15 protein-coding genes are annotated in these 15,428 nt (G+C 30.4%); all 15 read left to right on the top strand.

From position 1 onward, the window contains the following. The first annotated feature begins 389 nt into the window (after positions 1–389). The 15 genes from TTHT_RS09385 (at position 390) to TTHT_RS09315 (ending at position 15,259) form a co-directional block, all read left to right on the top strand. A complete protein-coding gene (locus TTHT_RS09385; RefSeq protein WP_201327717.1) occupies positions 390–1,823 on the top strand; it encodes a sugar transferase in 1,434 nt (477 codons plus the stop codon). Positions 1,824–1,846: 23 nt separating this feature from the next. After that, positions 1,847–3,073, top strand: a complete 1,227-nt coding sequence (locus tag TTHT_RS09380; RefSeq protein ID WP_201327716.1) for a WcaI family glycosyltransferase — start codon at positions 1,847–1,849, stop codon at positions 3,071–3,073. Between the two features lie 90 nt (positions 3,074–3,163). Beyond that, complete coding sequence (gene cysD / locus TTHT_RS09375) at positions 3,164–4,066, top strand: sulfate adenylyltransferase subunit CysD (RefSeq protein ID WP_269089385.1); 903 nt, start codon at positions 3,164–3,166, stop codon at positions 4,064–4,066. Between the two features lie 96 nt (positions 4,067–4,162). Next, positions 4,163–4,528: a four helix bundle protein gene (locus TTHT_RS09370; RefSeq protein ID WP_201327714.1), complete on the top strand. Its 366-nt coding sequence runs from the start codon at positions 4,163–4,165 to the stop codon at positions 4,526–4,528. Beyond that, positions 4,521–6,035, top strand: a complete 1,515-nt coding sequence (cysN, locus tag TTHT_RS09365; RefSeq protein ID WP_201327713.1) for a sulfate adenylyltransferase subunit CysN — start codon at positions 4,521–4,523, stop codon at positions 6,033–6,035. Before TTHT_RS09370 ends, cysN begins: the two co-directional genes overlap by 8 nt. Positions 6,036–6,042: 7 nt before the next feature. Beyond that, positions 6,043–6,648 (top strand): adenylyl-sulfate kinase, encoded by a 606-nt coding sequence (gene cysC, locus TTHT_RS09360; protein WP_201327712.1) that lies wholly within the window; start codon positions 6,043–6,045, stop codon positions 6,646–6,648. Next, complete coding sequence (locus tag TTHT_RS09355) at positions 6,635–7,588, top strand: sulfotransferase family protein (protein WP_201327711.1); 954 nt, start codon at positions 6,635–6,637, stop codon at positions 7,586–7,588. The genes cysC and TTHT_RS09355 overlap by 14 nt, the downstream gene beginning before the upstream one ends. Positions 7,589–7,600: 12 nt before the next feature. Continuing rightward, positions 7,601–7,717, top strand: a complete 117-nt coding sequence (locus TTHT_RS09350; RefSeq protein WP_201327710.1) for a sulfotransferase — start codon at positions 7,601–7,603, stop codon at positions 7,715–7,717. A gap of 345 nt (positions 7,718–8,062) precedes the next feature. Further along, positions 8,063–9,427: a flippase gene (locus TTHT_RS09345; protein WP_201327709.1), complete on the top strand. Its 1,365-nt coding sequence runs from the start codon at positions 8,063–8,065 to the stop codon at positions 9,425–9,427. A 4-nt stretch (positions 9,428–9,431) separates the two neighbouring features. Continuing rightward, entirely contained in the window at positions 9,432–10,679 is a 1,248-nt protein-coding gene (locus TTHT_RS09340) for a glycosyltransferase family 4 protein (protein ID WP_201327708.1), read from the top strand. Positions 10,680–10,848: 169 nt separating this feature from the next. Beyond that, complete coding sequence (locus tag TTHT_RS09335; RefSeq protein ID WP_201327707.1) at positions 10,849–11,757, top strand: sulfotransferase family protein; 909 nt, start codon at positions 10,849–10,851, stop codon at positions 11,755–11,757. A gap of 3 nt (positions 11,758–11,760) precedes the next feature. Beyond that, positions 11,761–12,903, top strand: a complete 1,143-nt coding sequence (gene glf / locus TTHT_RS09330; RefSeq protein WP_201327706.1) for a UDP-galactopyranose mutase — start codon at positions 11,761–11,763, stop codon at positions 12,901–12,903. Positions 12,904–12,911: 8 nt separating this feature from the next. Continuing rightward, the gene (locus tag TTHT_RS09325) at positions 12,912–13,961 is read left to right on the top strand and encodes a glycosyltransferase family 2 protein (RefSeq protein ID WP_408033917.1); all 1,050 of its coding nucleotides are present in this window, start codon (positions 12,912–12,914) and stop codon (positions 13,959–13,961) included. Further along, positions 13,948–14,946 carry a glycosyltransferase family 2 protein gene (locus TTHT_RS09320; protein WP_201327704.1) on the top strand — a complete coding sequence of 333 codons (999 nt, stop codon included), beginning with the start codon at positions 13,948–13,950 and terminating at the stop codon, positions 14,944–14,946. The genes TTHT_RS09325 and TTHT_RS09320 overlap by 14 nt, the downstream gene beginning before the upstream one ends. After that, positions 14,930–15,259: a hypothetical protein gene (locus tag TTHT_RS09315; protein ID WP_201327703.1), complete on the top strand. Its 330-nt coding sequence runs from the start codon at positions 14,930–14,932 to the stop codon at positions 15,257–15,259. The genes TTHT_RS09320 and TTHT_RS09315 overlap by 17 nt, the downstream gene beginning before the upstream one ends. The last annotated feature ends 169 nt before the right edge of the window (positions 15,260–15,428 follow it).

Raw genomic sequence — 15,428 nt, 5'->3', positions numbered from 1 at the left:
GTTTATTTTATTGTTGTTTTGTTAAAAGTCAATAAATAATAGGTGGTGCTGGGGGATGAGAGTTCAGTGTTTTTGGTTCCAGGTGGTTTTAGGTGGGTGGTTGGAATGGTTTGGAGTTTTAGGGGAAAAATTATGAATTATAAATTCTGGATTTTGGATTGATGAAGGATTTTTCTTTTAAAATTAAATAATTATTATCTTCAATTCAATCTTTTAAATTCATAATTCCTGTTTACCATCCACCATTTTGGAAAATTGTGGGGTATGAGGATTTAGTGAATTAATTGTATGTTTTATTCAGGGAGAAAGGTTGCTGTTTTACTGTTAGCGGTTTTTCTTTACTTTGTTGTAGGAATTTCTTATTATTAAAAATCATGTTGGGAGGCTGAATGCTAAACAGCGTAAGAAGAAATTTCAGTAAGTTTTTACTCTTAATTCACGATGTTTTAATAAGCATAATTCTTTTAAAAATTTCAATAATAGCGAAAGGTTTTTTAGGGGATTACGGTTTATTCTATATAAAACCTAACCTTGCCAATTATTTTAAATCAATATGGTGGGTTTCGCTTTTTTTAATTTTTATTTTTATTGTAAAAGGGATTTATTCAAAAAGGCTATCGTTCTGGGATGAGGCAAGGGAGATTTTTGTTAGTGCATTTTTTACTATAATATTGGGTTTTTCTTTGATTTATCTTACCAAAAAGCCTGAATTTCCAAGGTCAATTTTATTCTTTTATTTTGTTTTTACCATTATAATTTTCCCTTTATCACGGCACTTTTTTAAGATTTTTCTCTCTAAAATTGGGCTTTACACAAGCAATATTCTAATTATTGGGGCAAATGAAACAGGAAAGCTTGTTGCAAAGGCTTTGCTTGACGATAGTGAATTGGGTTTCAGCATTGTTGGGTTTCTTGATGATGAGATTAAGGGAGAGGTTAAAATAAACGGAGAGAGGTACAATGTTTTGGGCAAGATTGAAGAATACTCAACTATTATTCCTCAAAAAAATATAGATGCTGTTGTAATTGCACAGCCTGATTTAGGTGAGGAAAAGCTTGAAAAATTGGCTGCCGATGTACAAAGCTATGTAAGAAAACTCTATCTTGTGCCTAAAATGAAAAAGGTTTCAACCTCAAATGCAGAATTGTATCATCTTTTTGATGAACAGATGTTTTTGTTGAAAATTCACAACAACTTGCAGTATGGGAGAAATAAGTTTTTTAAAACAATTTTTGACATTATTCTTGCTATTCTCTTAATCCCTTTCTTAATTCCCCTTATTTTTATAATTGGGCTAATTATTAAACTTGATTCAAAAGGGCCGGTTTTTTTCAGGCATGAGAGAGTTGGAAAAGGCGGAAAAAAGATTAAAGTCTTTAAATTCAGGACAATGTATAAAGATGCAGAGGAGAGGCTGAAAGAGATTCTTGAAAAAGATGAAGAGGCAAGGAAGGAGTGGGAAAAGTATTTTAAACTGAAAAATGACCCGAGGATAACAAAGGTTGGAAAATTTTTGAGAAAAACCTCTCTTGATGAATTGCCACAACTATTTAATGTGTTAAAGGGTGAGATGAGTTTTGTTGGGCCAAGGCCTGTTGTTGAGGATGAAATAAAAATGTATTACAAGGAGTATGCTAAATTTTACTATTCCGTAAAGCCAGGTATTACGGGCTTGTGGCAGATTAGTGGAAGAAACGATGTTGATTATGACAACAGGGTTAAACTTGACACCTGGTATGTATTAAACTGGTCAATGTGGCTTGATATAATGATTCTATTTAAAACAGTTTTTGTGGTTTTAAACAAAAAAGGCGCTTATTAATTTTTGATAATTAGTGGAAAAGTATGAAAAAAAAGATAACGATTATTAGTATAAACTTTTACCCTGAAGATACATCAACAGGGCTTTACACTTCACAGATGGCAGAATTTCTTTCTGAAAATGGCTTTGAGGTAAGTGTTATAACAGGTTTTCCTTACTATCCTCAGTGGGAGATCTGGGAAGATTACAAAAGTAAGGGAAGTTATCTGGAAGAAGATCACAAAACGATAAAGATTTACAGATTTAAGCAATACACTCCCTCTAACCCTTCTTTTTTAAAAAGGATAAGGCAAATTTTAAGTTTTACATTTGGAAGTTTTAAAAATTTAAGAAAAATAAAAGAGACAGACCTTGTAATTGCAATTGTGCCTTTTACCTCAAACATTTACCTTGCACAAAAACTTGCAAAAAGAAAAAAGGCAAAGGTATGGACTCACATTCAGGACTTTGAATTTGATGCGGCATTTGAATCAGGGGTTATTAAAGGCAAGTTTGTTCAAAAAATAATGAGCAAGGTTTTGTATTTTGTTGAATCCAGTTTATTAAATAAATCAAACATTGTAAGCACAATAAGTTTTTCTATGATTGAAAAGGCTAAAAGAAAAACAAAAAGCGAAATTTACTATTTTCCCAACTGGATTGATGAAAACTTTGTAAATCCTGAAGAATCAAAGCCTCATAGGTATTTAAATGGAGATAAATTTAAACTTCTCTATTCAGGAAATATTGGTGCCAAACAGGATTGGGAGAGCTTTTTAAGGTTTGTTGAACTTATAAAAGATAGGGAAGATATGGAAGTTGTTGTTGTTGGTGACGGGGCGAGAAAGGATTGGCTGGTCTCAAAATTAGAAAATTACTCAAATGTTAAGTATTACCCACCTGTCCCCTATGAAGAATTGCCCGATCTTCTATGCAGCGCAGATTTACACCTGCTTTTTCAAAAGGATTCAGTTGTTGACACTGTAATGCCTTCCAAATTATTGGGAATGATGGCAAGCGCAAGGCCTTCCCTTGTTACAGGGAATAAAAATTCTGAAGTTGCAAAAATATTAAATGAGTCTCAAGGAGGAGCTTTCTTCTCCCCTCAAGATTTTGATGAAATTTTAAATTTTGTTGAAAAAATGAAAAACGATAAATCTTTGAGAACGCAATACGGTTTGAATGCAAGGAAGTATATTATTGAAAATTTTTCAAAAACCAAGGTGCTTAACGGATTGAAAGAAAAGATAAATTCTATTCTGTCAGATTAGTGTTTTTCTTTAATTCTCCCTATCTTGTTTGTGTTTTTTTGATTTTATGGTATTTTTTAAACTGTACTTTTAAAGAAAAAGGATATGGTTATGGAGAGATTGTCCCACCTAAAACAGTTGGAGGCAGAAAGTATTTACATAATTCGTGAAGTTGCCGCTAACTTTAACAACCCTGTTATGATGTACAGCGTCGGCAAGGATAGTTCTGTTATGCTTCACCTTGCAATGAAGGCATTTTATCCGTCTAAACCTAACTTCCCTATCCTTCATATTGACACAAAGTGGAAATTCAAGGAAATGATAGAATTCAGGGATAAAAGGGCAAAGGAATTAGGGCTTGATTTGATTGTGTACACCAACCCTGAAGGGATTGAAATGAATATTAACCCCTTTATTCACGGGAGTAAAATACACACCGACATTATGAAAACCCAGGCTTTAAAAAAGGCTTTAAAAGAAGGTGGATACGATGCTGTTATAGGCGGTGCAAGAAGGGACGAAGAAAAATCAAGGGCTAAGGAGAGGATTTTCTCTTTCAGGGATAAAAACCACAGGTGGAATCCAAAAAAGCAGAGGCCTGAATTGTGGAATCTTTACAATACCCACATTGACAGAGGGGAGAGTGTAAGGGTTTTCCCTTTAAGCAACTGGACAGAGTTAGATATATGGCTTTATATTTACCTTGAAAACATACCTGTTGTGCCCCTTTACTTTGCAAAAGAGAGATTGGTTACAGAATACAACGGTACACTTATCCTTGTTGATGATGACAGGGTGCCGGAAGAGTTAAGGAAAAAGGCATTTAAAATGTGGGTAAGGTTTAGAACATTGGGCTGCTATCCATTAACGGGGGCTATTGAATCAAAGGCACAGACTTTACCTGAAGTAATTCAGGAAATGCTTTTAACTGAGTATTCTGAGCGACAGGGCAGGCTTATTGATTTTGACGAGGTGGGAAGTATGGAAAAGAAAAAGATAGAGGGATATTTTTGAGGAATTTTAGATTATAGATTTTGAATTTTGAATTGGGAAAGTTTGATTAATTAGTCTTAGATTTTGGATTCTGGATTGATGATTAGAGGTTAAAGGGTGAAAGAAGAAAATTTAATTAAAGAGAAAACATATAGTTTTGCGTTAGAAATTATAAGATTATATAAATATTTAAAACTTGAGAAAAAGGAGTTTGTGTTATCAAAGCAGATTCTAAGGAGCGGGACATCAATTGGAGCAAATGTTGAGGATGCACAGGCTGCTCAATCAAAAAAAGATTTTTTGTATAAGTTAGCTATTGCAAGTAAAGAAGCAAGGGAAACATTGTATTGGTTAAAACTATTAAGAGATTCCGGTTATATTGCAAACTATTTAGAAAAGGATTTATTGTTTGAAGAGATAAATTCAATTATCAATATTTTTACCAAAATAAATAAAACATTAATGGAGAACCAAAATGGATAGTTCTTCATCTTTCTCAAATAATTCAAAATCCAATATTCAGAATCCAAAATTTTTAATAAAGAATGATATTTTATCTTATCTTAAACAGCATGAAGAAAAAGAGATGCTGAGGTTTATAACCTGTGGGAGTGTTGACGACGGGAAAAGCACTCTCATAGGAAGGCTTCTCTATGAAACAAAAATGGTTTTTAAAGATCATATAATGGCTTTAAAGGCTGAAAAAAAGTATAAAAGAACTGATGAAGAGATTGATTTTTCTTTACTTGTAGATGGCTTGCAGGCTGAAAGGGAGCAGGGAATAACAATTGATGTTGCATACAGGTATTTTTCATCTGAGAAGAGGAAATTTATTATTGCCGATACTCCGGGACACGAGCAATATACAAGAAATATGGTAACCGGGGCAAGCACAGCAGATTTAGGAGTTATTTTAATTGATGCAAGAAATGGAGTGTTAACCCAGACGAGAAGGCATTCTTTTTTGCTCTGTCTTTTAGGAATCAGGAATTTGCTTGTTGTTGTAAATAAGATGGATTTAGTTGGTTATTCTAAAGATATTTTTGAAAAGATTGTGCACGATTACAATTTGATGTTTAAGCAGTTGAAATTCTCTCTTCCGTTTAAGCACTTTGATGTTGAGATTGATTTTATTCCTATAAGCGCTTTAAAGGGAGATAATATTGTAAAGCTTTCAGAAAATACCCCATGGTATAAAGGCAAGGCTTTTTTAGAATACTTGAATACTGTTAAGATTTTAAATTCAAGTTTTAAAAGGGATGCTGAATTCAGATTCCCTGTCCAGTATATAAACAGGCCAAATGAGGAGTTTAGAGGATACTGTGGAAATATTGCAAGTGGGGTAATAAGAGAAAATGATGAAATAATAGTTTATCCATCAAAGATGAAAACAAAGGTAAAATCAATAATTCCCCCTTTAAATTTTGAAAATTTAGGAAAAACTCATAAATATAAAACACTTAAAAAGGCATTTGTTCCAATGTCAATTACCCTTGTTCTTGAAAAGGATATTGATGTAAGCAGGGGAGATTTAATTGTAAAAGAGGGGGAAAAAGAGCCGAAATTCAATGATTCCTTTGAAGCCATGCTTGTGTGGATGGATGAAGAGTCTTTGAAAAACAGGGAGTATATTATAAAACTTTACACCAAGGAAACAAATGCCATAATTAGCAGAATTTTGTTTAAAAAAGATGTAAATACCTGGGAAAAGGTAGAAACAAAGGTTCTTGAATTAAACGACATAGCCAGGGTTCAAATTGATTTAGCGGAAGAAGTTGCATTTGATTTATACGAAGAGAATAAAACAACAGGCTCTTTTATTCTCATTGATAGGTTAACAAATAACACAGTTGCCGCAGGAATAATTGTTGGTGAATCCACAAAGAGAAAAAAGAAGAGAATTTACACTGAAAGTGAAATAGCTCTTAATAAGTTTATCAGAGAGCATTACCCTGAATGGGGATGCAAATCTATAGATGAAATAGAGTAAGAGAAATATGGATTATTTAATCTGGCACGCACACAAGGTTTCAAGAAGAGACAGGGAGAGAATAAAAAACCAGAAAGGTTGTGTTCTCTGGTTTACAGGGTTAAGCGGAAGTGGGAAAAGCACAATTGCCAATGAGGTTGAATATAAGTTAAATAAATCAGGCTATCACACATATTTGCTTGATGGCGATAACCTTCGCCATGGATTAAATAAGGATTTAGGCTTTGATTACAAAGACAGGGTTGAAAATATAAGAAGGGTTGCTGAGGTTGCAAAACTCTTTGTTGATGCAGGGGTCATTGTGCTTGTTGCATTTATTTCCCCTTTTAAAAAAGAAAGGGAGAAGGCAAGGGAAACAATTGGCAGGGAGAATTTTATTGAAATATTTGTGGATACCCCACTTGAAGTTTGTATTAAAAGAGACCCCAAAGGGCTTTATAAAAAGGCCTTAAATGGTGAAATAAGTGATTTTACCGGGATTGATTCCCCTTATGAAAAACCAGACAACCCTGAAATACACATAAAAACAGTTGATACTGAAATTTCAGAGGCTGTAAAAATAATTTATAATTTTCTTGAACAAAAAGGATTTTTAGCCAATGAGCAAAAATAGAAAAAAAGTCCCTGATTTTTTTATAGTTGGTGCACCAAAATGTGGTACAACATCACTTCAATATTACCTTTCCCAGCACCCGGAGATTTATTTTTCACCTATAAAAGAACCTGTTTATTTTGCAAAAGATATTGTTGAAAATGCAAAAAGGTGTAAATCAGGAAGGGCTTATTTCCTTGATAAAAAGTATTTTTTGAGAAAACATCCTTTGCAGATGCACATAGCATACATTGAGGATTTTAATTTATACTTGCAACTTTTTTCTTATATGAAAGAGGAAAAGGTTGCAGGTGAGGCAAGCGCATATTATTTGTTTTCCTCTGTTGCAGCGGAGGAGATTTATAAATTCAATAAAGATGCAAAAATTATTATTATTTTAAGGAATCCTGTTGAAAGGGCATTTTCCCATTTTTTAATGAATTTAAGAGACGGGATTATTAACAATAATGATTTTCTTGATGAGGTTTTCTCCGATTACGAGAAAGGAAAAAATGAATGCAGGCAAAACTGTTTAGAGATTGGGTTGTATTTTAATCAATTGCAGAGATATTTTAATCTTTTTCCTGAAAATAATATCAGGGTGTTAATTTTTGAAAAATATACAAAAAACCTTCCTGAAACCTGTAGGGATTTATTTGCTTTTTTTGGTGTAAAAAAAGATTTTGAGGTGGATTTTTCAAAAAAGTTGAATAAGGCCTTAAATCCTAAACTTCCCTGGATAAATAACAAAATTAAAGATTTAAGAAGAAAGATTAATTTAATTTTCCCATTTAAAACACCTGAATTAATAAAAAAAACTTATAATTACTTATTTATGGAAAATGAAAAGCCTTTATTAACTAAAAGGGAAAAAGAGAAGTTGTTATCTCTTTTCAAGGAAGATATTTTAAAAACACAATCATTACTTAAAATAGATTTTTCTTTCTGGTTTGATATTTAAATAGGGGGCAATGTGCCTTTACCAGAGTTTTTCTGTGTTGGCGCTGCAAAATCAGGTACGACAACACTTCATAATATACTTATCCAGCACCCTGATATTTTTCTCCCAGATGTAAAGGAGACTCATTGATGTTAAGTCAAATCCTGCAGGAAAAAGCAGATTTAAAATACTTTCGTATAAGTTATACAGTGAGCGTAATAGTTTACCGAAGAGGATGGGGAGGGTGATTTTCCCCAATTTTAAGATTAGACGGAGAGTTTTTGAAAAATTAAATAGGTTTAATAATGTACCTATTAAATATAATAAACTTGATAAAGATTTTAAAAAGCATTTGATTAATACATATTTTAAGGAAGATATTTTAAGGCTCCAGGATTTAATAAACAGGGATTTAAAAATCTGGCTTGATTAAGCTATTTTTTGTGCTTTTGTGATAAAAAACCAAAAAGTAAAAAAATAGATTATAATGTTTCCATGATTTTTTTTGACTCTCTTAAAAAGAAGATTAAAGAAGACAAACATTTCAATGAGCTTTTTTCTGGTTTTTCTACCGCATTAATTTTAAGGATTACAGGCTTATTTTTTTCTTATCTATTTATTGCTCTTGTTTCAAGAAAATTTGGGGCAAAAGCTGTGGGAGTTTTTGCCCTTTCACTGACTTTTTTAAATATTTATTCCACATTAGGAACAATTGGTACAGGGACTCTATTTTTAAGATTTTGTGCTGAATTTAAATCTGAGAGAAACAGAAAGGCTTTAAAAAATCTTTTTAAAAAAGTTGCCTTAATTGTGTTAACAGCATCTTTGATAGTTTCTGTAGTAGCATTTTATAATGCTGATTTCTTTTCAACGAGTTTATTAAAAAAAACTTTTATGAAAATTCCTCTAATAATAGTAGCATTTTCAACTCTTCCTTTTAGTTTTTTTATTATTGTTTCGGAAGGAATAAGAGGATTTAAGATGGTAAAAGAGTATATGCTTTTTAGATTTGTGGGTCTAAATTTCCTTTCTATTTTATTTTTGTTTTTGCTTCCCTTTATTCTAAATATGCATTACAAAACTCCATTTTTTGAAAAAACAGTTTTTCCAATCTTGGCCTTTGTTTTATCTGTTTTTGTTCTTTTGTTTTTTGTATTTTATGTCTGGATTAAAGAGTACAGAAATATTCCAGAGCTTAAAGAAAGGGGAAGGGAAAATCAGGGATTTTTATTGTTGCTTTCAATCTCGATACCAATGCTTTTTTCAAATTCATTAAGTTTGATAATCAATTGGGCAGATACAATAATGCTGGGGATGTTTAAGTCTGCCGAAACAGTTGGATATTATAATGTAGCATCAAGGATTTCAAAGATTATTGTAATAATTTTAATGGCTATAAACACAATTGCTGCGCCTAAATTTGCAGAATTCTGGGGTAAGAAAGACATTGCCGGGCTTGTAAAAATTGCCAGACAATCAACAAAACTAATATTCTGGACTACTTTTCCTGTTTTTCTATTCTTTATTCTCTCTTCTAATTTTTTATTAGGTATTTTTGGTAAAGAGTTTCAGGTTGCAACTGTTTGCCTTATTATTTTATTAATAGGCTTTTTTTACAATGCAGTTTGTGGAAGTGTTGGCCTTATTCTTTTAATGACCGGCCATCAGGTTTTTCATCAAAATGTTATGTTTATAGGGGCACTGGCAAATATTATTTTAAACTATTTATTGATTCCTAAATACGGTATAAACGGTGCTGCTTTTGCAAGTGCAATTACAATGATTTTCTGGAATACATTGTATAGTTTTAAGGTAAGAAAAATAACAGGAAAATGGATTTTTTATCCAAGGATTTATTAGAAAAATGGTTAAGAAAATAAAAGTATTGCAGATTAACAATTATCATTATTTAAAGGGTGGGTCAGAAACAGTCTATCTTAAAACTGGTGAATTGTTGCAGCGAAAAGGGCATGATGTTATTTTTTTTAGTGTTAGAGATAAAGAAATATTAGATACCAAGCATTCCAGTTATTTTATTAATCCAGTTGATTTTAAAAATCTTCCATTTTTTAAAAAAGTTTTAATGGTAAAACGATTTTTTTATTCAAAAGACGCTGCAAATTCTCTGGAAAAACTTATTTTAGATACAAAGCCTGATATTGCCCATTTACACATTTTTTATGGAAGGTTGAGTTTATCAATACTCCCTGTATTAAAAAAGCACAAAATTCCTGTTGTAATGACAGTACATGAATATAGAATGCTCTGTCCAATGTATCTTATGCTTGACAGGAAAGGAAAAATTTGTGAGAAATGTGCAAAAGGAAATTATTTTCACTGTGTTTTCAAAAGGTGCAATAGAGGGAAATTGCTTGATAGCATGGGTGTTTCTTTTGAATGCTTTTTCAGAGATTTGTTTTTTCCTTATGAAAAACATATAGATAAGTTTATTATGGTAAGCAAATTTATTATGAAAAAACATATTAAATACAAACCTGAATTAGAAGAAAAATCGGTTCAAATTTATAATTTTATTAATTTTGATAAATTAACTCCCTATCATTCTCATGAAAATTATTACCTTTACTTTGGAAGGCTTTCAAAAGAAAAAGGAATTTTTACTCTTCTTAAGGCATGGAAAAATTTTCCTGAATTAAAATTAAAAATAGCTGGAAGTGGAAATGAAGAGGCTAATTTAAAAAGAATGATAAAAGAAAATAATCTAAAAAAAATTAAACTAATAGGACTTAAAAAGGACAAAGAACTTGAAGAAATTGGAAGGAAAGCAAAATTTGTCATAGTGCCTTCTGAATGGTATGAGAATAATCCTATGAGCGTAATAGAATCTCTTGCATTAGGCACTCCGATTATAGGTGCTAATATTGGTGGTATTCCAGAATTAATCTCTGATGGATTAACAGGTTTTTTGTTTGAAAGCAAGAACACCTCTTCTTTGATTAGAGCTATAGAAAAAGCAGAAATTTTAGATGAGCATAAATACAAAGAATTTTCAAAATCTGCTCATAGTTTTGCAAAAGAAAATTTTAATAGCGAAATTTATTACAATAAACTTTTAGAAGTTTACAATAATGTGAATTCAGCGAAAAGTTAACTCTTATAAATACGAAGAAGTTAGTTAAGAAAACATTTCCAAAGGTGTGTTATGAATAAATTTGTATGTTTAATTTCTCCCAGAAACTATTTAATTATTTTTGGTATAATTTTTTTGGATAATTTTGTAATTAGTTAGGAGAAAAAATTAATTATTTAAAAGAAGAAATATGCCTTTACCTAATTTTTTAATAGTAGGAGCAGCTAAATCTGGAACGACAGCTCTGTATCATTATTTAAAAGAGCATCCTGACATTTTTATGTCTCCTATAAAAGAGCCAAAGTTTATTACATCAAATTTTTTAAAATTTCCATCTAAAGGGGTTGGGGATGAAAAAGAGGATAGGAGAATAATAAGAGATTGGCAATCATATAAAAATCTTTTTTATGATGTAAAAAATGAAAAGGCAATTGGTGAAGCAAGTGTTGATAATTTATATTTTTATGAAAAATCCATTTTTTATATAAAAAAATATTTGGGAGACCCCAAAATAATAATTGGTTTAAGAAACCCTATAGAAAGGGCTTTTTCAGCATATTTGCATTTAATTAGAGATGAAAGAGAATATTTAACTTTTGAAGAGGCTTTAGAGCAAGAGGAGCAAAGAATATCCAATAATTGGAGGCTTATTTGGCATTATAAAAATGTAGGATTTTATTATAAGCAAGTAAAAGCATATCTTGATAATTTCTCAAATGTAAAGATATACTTATATGATGATTTTAAAGAAACACCACTTGCGGTTGTTCAAGATATCTTTAGATTTTTAGAAGTTGATGATTCTTTTATCCCGAAGACTATTAAAATGAGATTTAATGTTTCAGGTATTCCCAACAACAAATTTTTACACAATTTTTTAATGAAACCTAACACATTAAAGAGTATTGTTAGGCCTTTTGTGAAAGCATTAATTCCAAAAGATATGAGAATGAAAATAAAGATTAAGCTTTTGCAAAAAAATCTTAAAAAACCACAAATGAATCCTGAAACAAAAGAATACCTAAAAAATCTTTATAAAGAAGATATGTTGAAATTACAAGAATTAATTAAAAGAGATTTATCTCATTGGTTGGAGTAAAAATTGTTTGATTATGTAATTATAGGAGCAGGATTTGCTGGTAGTGTTATTGCTGAAAGGATTGCAACACAAGTTAATAAAAAAGTATTAATTATTGAAAAGCGAAATCATATTGGTGGAAATTGCTATGATTATAAAGATGAAAATAATATCATTATCCACAAATATGGTCCCCATTTATTTCATACTAATAACAAAGAAGTTTTTGATTATTTGTCAAATTTTACAGATTGGCGGTTTTATCAACATAGGGTATTAGCTTTTATAGATGGCAAAAATGTTTCAATCCCTTTTAATTTAAATACTCTTTATGAGGTATTTCCAAAAACAATAGCAGAAAAGTTAGAAAACAAATTACTTGGGAAATATAAATACAACTCCAAAATTTCGATTTTATCTCTATTAAAAGAAAAAGATGACGATTTAAAATTTATAGCAAACTATGTTTATGAAAAAGTATTTAAAAATTACACTGCTAAGCAGTGGGGTTTAAAGCCAGAAGAAATAGATGCTCAAGTAACTGCAAGAGTTCCATTTTACATTAGTCGGGACAACAGATATTTTACAGACAAATACCAGGCAATACCTAAAAAAGGTTACACAAAAATATTTGAGAAAATGCTTAATCACCCAAATATTAAGATAATGCTCAACACTGATTTTAAGGAAGTATGTCAATTAAAGGACGATGAATTCTATTTGTTTGGACAAAAGTTTGAAGGGAAAGTAATATTTACTGGAATGATAGATGAATTATTTAATTATAAATTTGGAGAACTTCCTTATCGTTCACTTGATTTAAAGCTTGAAACAGTAGACAAAGAGTGGTTTCAAAAAGTTGCTACTGTTAATTATCCAAATGACTATGATTTTACAAGAATAACTGAGTTTAAACATATTCACCCTGCAAATTCTAAAAGAACAGTAATTTTAAAAGAGTTTCCCAAACCATATGAGATAGGAAAAAATATTCCATACTATCCAGTTTTTACAAAAGAAAATAGAGAACTTTATAATAAATACAAAAAAATGGCAGAAAAAACTAAATCCCTTATTTTGGTTGGAAGACTTGCCGAGTATAGATATTATGATATGGACGATGTTATTAAAATGGCATTAAAGGTTTTTGAGGAAAAAGTAAAATGAAAGAAAATATTAAGGAAAGAGTTTGTGCTGTTGTTGTTACATATAATAGAAAACAACTATTAATAGAATGTTTGGAAGCTTTAAAAAAACAAACAAGGCCATTAGATGGAATTCATATAATTGATAATGCTTCTACAGATGAAACCCCTGAATTTCTATTGAGTAATGGATACATAAAAGAATTACCTCCTGAAAATTTAGTTGAACCCTGGGAAAAAGAATTTGAAGTAAAAAGTTTAACGGATGGACAATTGATAAAAATTAACTATGTCCGTATGCACGAAAACACAGGGGGTGCAGGTGGATTTTATGAAGGAGTTAGGAGGGCTTATGTAAAGGGATATGATTGGTTGTGGTTAATGGATGATGATGCTGAACCTAAAGAGGATGCATTAGAAAAACTATCAAATTGTTTTGATATAAAAGAGATTTCAGCATTGGCGTGTAAAGTTGTGTTTCCAAACGGCAAAATATGCTTTTACCATAGGGGATTTATAAATTTTAAAAATATCTACCCTTTACTTCAGAAACCATTGCAGAAGGATAAATATAGAAACCAAATTGAAAAAATAGATATAGCTTCATTTGTTGGAATTTTAATTAGAAGAACAGCAATAGAAAAAATAGGTTTTCCTAAAAAAGAGTTTTTTATTCATCATGATGATGTTGAATATTGTTTAAGGTTGCGTAAGGTTGGAGAAATTCTTTTAATTTCTGATAGTGTTATAATCCATAAAGAGGCACGGAAAAAAGGAATAAGAAAGAAATTTTTTTGGAAGGAAAGTATTCGCATTCCATATAGAAAATTCTGGTTAACATATTATGGTAGAAGGAATTTGGTTTGGTTAGGGAAAAAATATTCTACAAAAAAATTTAATTTTTGGAAAGGTTTTGTTATTAGCCTTCTAAAGTCTATGATAGGAATATTATTTTTTGATAACCATAAATTTAGAAGAATTAATTTTATTTTAAATGCGTATTTTGACGGTTTAAAAGAAAACTTTGATAACGAAAAACCAAAAAGAATTTTGTATAAAAAGAAAAATGAGATTTCCTAAAATTTACATTATTATTCTTAACTACAATTGCTGGAAAGATACTGTTGAATGTGTTGAAAGTGTTTTAAAAAGTAGATACAAAAATATTCAGGTGATTGTTATAGATAATAATTCTCCTGATAATTCAATGGATTATATTAAAAAATTCTTTGATGGGATACTGGAGACAAGTTATTTAAAAGAATTGAAGCTTCCCGAAGTTTCTTTTACCTATAAACCGAAACAATATGTTTATGTTGAAAAAGAAGATTTAAATTCAGATTATTTAAAAAAAGTGCCTATAACTAAAAATAAAAATTATCCTATAATTTTAATTCAAACAGGTGAAAATAGAGGTTTTGGGGCAGGTGTAAATGTTGCGCTAAGGTTTTTGTTAGACAAAGAAGAAAACGCATTTGTGTTTTTGCTTAATCCAGATATGGTTTTGAATGAGGATACAATAGAAAAACTGGTAAATTGTTCGAAAAATAATATAGGTGTTTGGGGAATTAACATATACGATTATTACAATAGAAGAAGAGAGTTATTTAAAGGGGGATTTAAAGTTACGGGATACGGAACTGTAAAACCTGTTCTGGAATTTGGACAAAGGCCTGATTTTATTTCAGGCTCTGCTTTGTTTTGCCATTTAGATGTGTTTAGAAAAGTAGGTTTGTTTGACGAAAGATATTTTTTATACTGGGAAGATGCCGATTGGTGTTTTGCTGCAAGGAATAAAGGTTTTGAATTGTTTTTTTGTAAAGATGCAGTTGGTTTTGATAAAGGCGGGAAAAGCACTGGCAGAGGGGAACTTACAGAGTATTTTTATACGGTAAATTTATTCAAATTTTATTCTAAATACTTTCCTGGAAGAAAAAATTTGATGTATTTCTTTGTGCTTTTGAGGATGATTAAAAAATTTTTTAAAGGAAATTTTAGAATTTCATTTGCTATAGGAAAAGGTTTTTGGGATAGTTTAAGGTTGAAAGATGAAAAACATACTTAAATTTGATGTTAATTTAAAAAAGATTATTGTTTACTTCTTCTTGTTGTTAATTGCTCCGCCAGTTCCAAAATTATTAACGAGTAAAATTTTTAAAATTGAGGCAGCAGTGTTGATAGTTGGTTTATTTTTGTTGCTGTTTATTCAAAAAAGAAAAAAAATAAAATTCCAAAAATCTTTTTTAAAAATTTTTTATTTTTATTTTGCCCTTTTATTATATGGAGTGTTTCTTGGTGTTTTATATAATAATGATTTTTATGTTATTTTAAAAGATTTCTTTTTTTTCTCAGTGCCTTTTTTTACTTTTTTTTGTTAATACAAAATAAAGATTATATTGATTCACCTTTACTTGAGTGTTTTTTTGATTATGGAATGATTATTTCTATAATACAAATAGCAATGAGTGTTTTTGGGGTAATTTTAGAAGTAGACAGACCTGTTTATAGGCATGTTTTTTTAATGTTTTCAACCGGCTTGCTTCCTTT

The sequence above is a fragment of the Thermotomaculum hydrothermale genome, from assembly GCF_016592575.1.
Classification (GTDB): Bacteria; Acidobacteriota; Holophagae; order Thermotomaculales; family Thermotomaculaceae; genus Thermotomaculum; species Thermotomaculum hydrothermale.
This window is presented reverse-complemented; position numbering and strand designations above follow the sequence as displayed.

What these genes read in the sequence shown, in the direction of transcription:
- TTHT_RS09385 (WP_201327717.1), top strand. Translation starts at nt 390, where the DNA reads ATGCTAAACAGCGTAAGAAGAAATTTCAGTAAGTTTTTACTCTTAATT.
- TTHT_RS09380 (WP_201327716.1), top strand. Translation starts at nt 1,847, where the DNA reads ATGAAAAAAAAGATAACGATTATTAGTATAAACTTTTACCCTGAAGAT.
- cysD (WP_269089385.1), top strand. Translation starts at nt 3,164, where the DNA reads ATGGAGAGATTGTCCCACCTAAAACAGTTGGAGGCAGAAAGTATTTAC.
- cysN (WP_201327713.1), top strand. Translation starts at nt 4,521, where the DNA reads ATGGATAGTTCTTCATCTTTCTCAAATAATTCAAAATCCAATATTCAG.
- cysC (WP_201327712.1), top strand. Translation starts at nt 6,043, where the DNA reads ATGGATTATTTAATCTGGCACGCACACAAGGTTTCAAGAAGAGACAGG.
- TTHT_RS09355 (WP_201327711.1), top strand. Translation starts at nt 6,635, where the DNA reads ATGAGCAAAAATAGAAAAAAAGTCCCTGATTTTTTTATAGTTGGTGCA.
- TTHT_RS09345 (WP_201327709.1), top strand. Translation starts at nt 8,063, where the DNA reads ATGATTTTTTTTGACTCTCTTAAAAAGAAGATTAAAGAAGACAAACAT.
- TTHT_RS09340 (WP_201327708.1), top strand. Translation starts at nt 9,432, where the DNA reads ATGGTTAAGAAAATAAAAGTATTGCAGATTAACAATTATCATTATTTA.
- TTHT_RS09335 (WP_201327707.1), top strand. Translation starts at nt 10,849, where the DNA reads ATGCCTTTACCTAATTTTTTAATAGTAGGAGCAGCTAAATCTGGAACG.
- TTHT_RS09320 (WP_201327704.1), top strand. Translation starts at nt 13,948, where the DNA reads ATGAGATTTCCTAAAATTTACATTATTATTCTTAACTACAATTGCTGG.
- TTHT_RS09315 (WP_201327703.1), top strand. Translation starts at nt 14,930, where the DNA reads ATGAAAAACATACTTAAATTTGATGTTAATTTAAAAAAGATTATTGTT.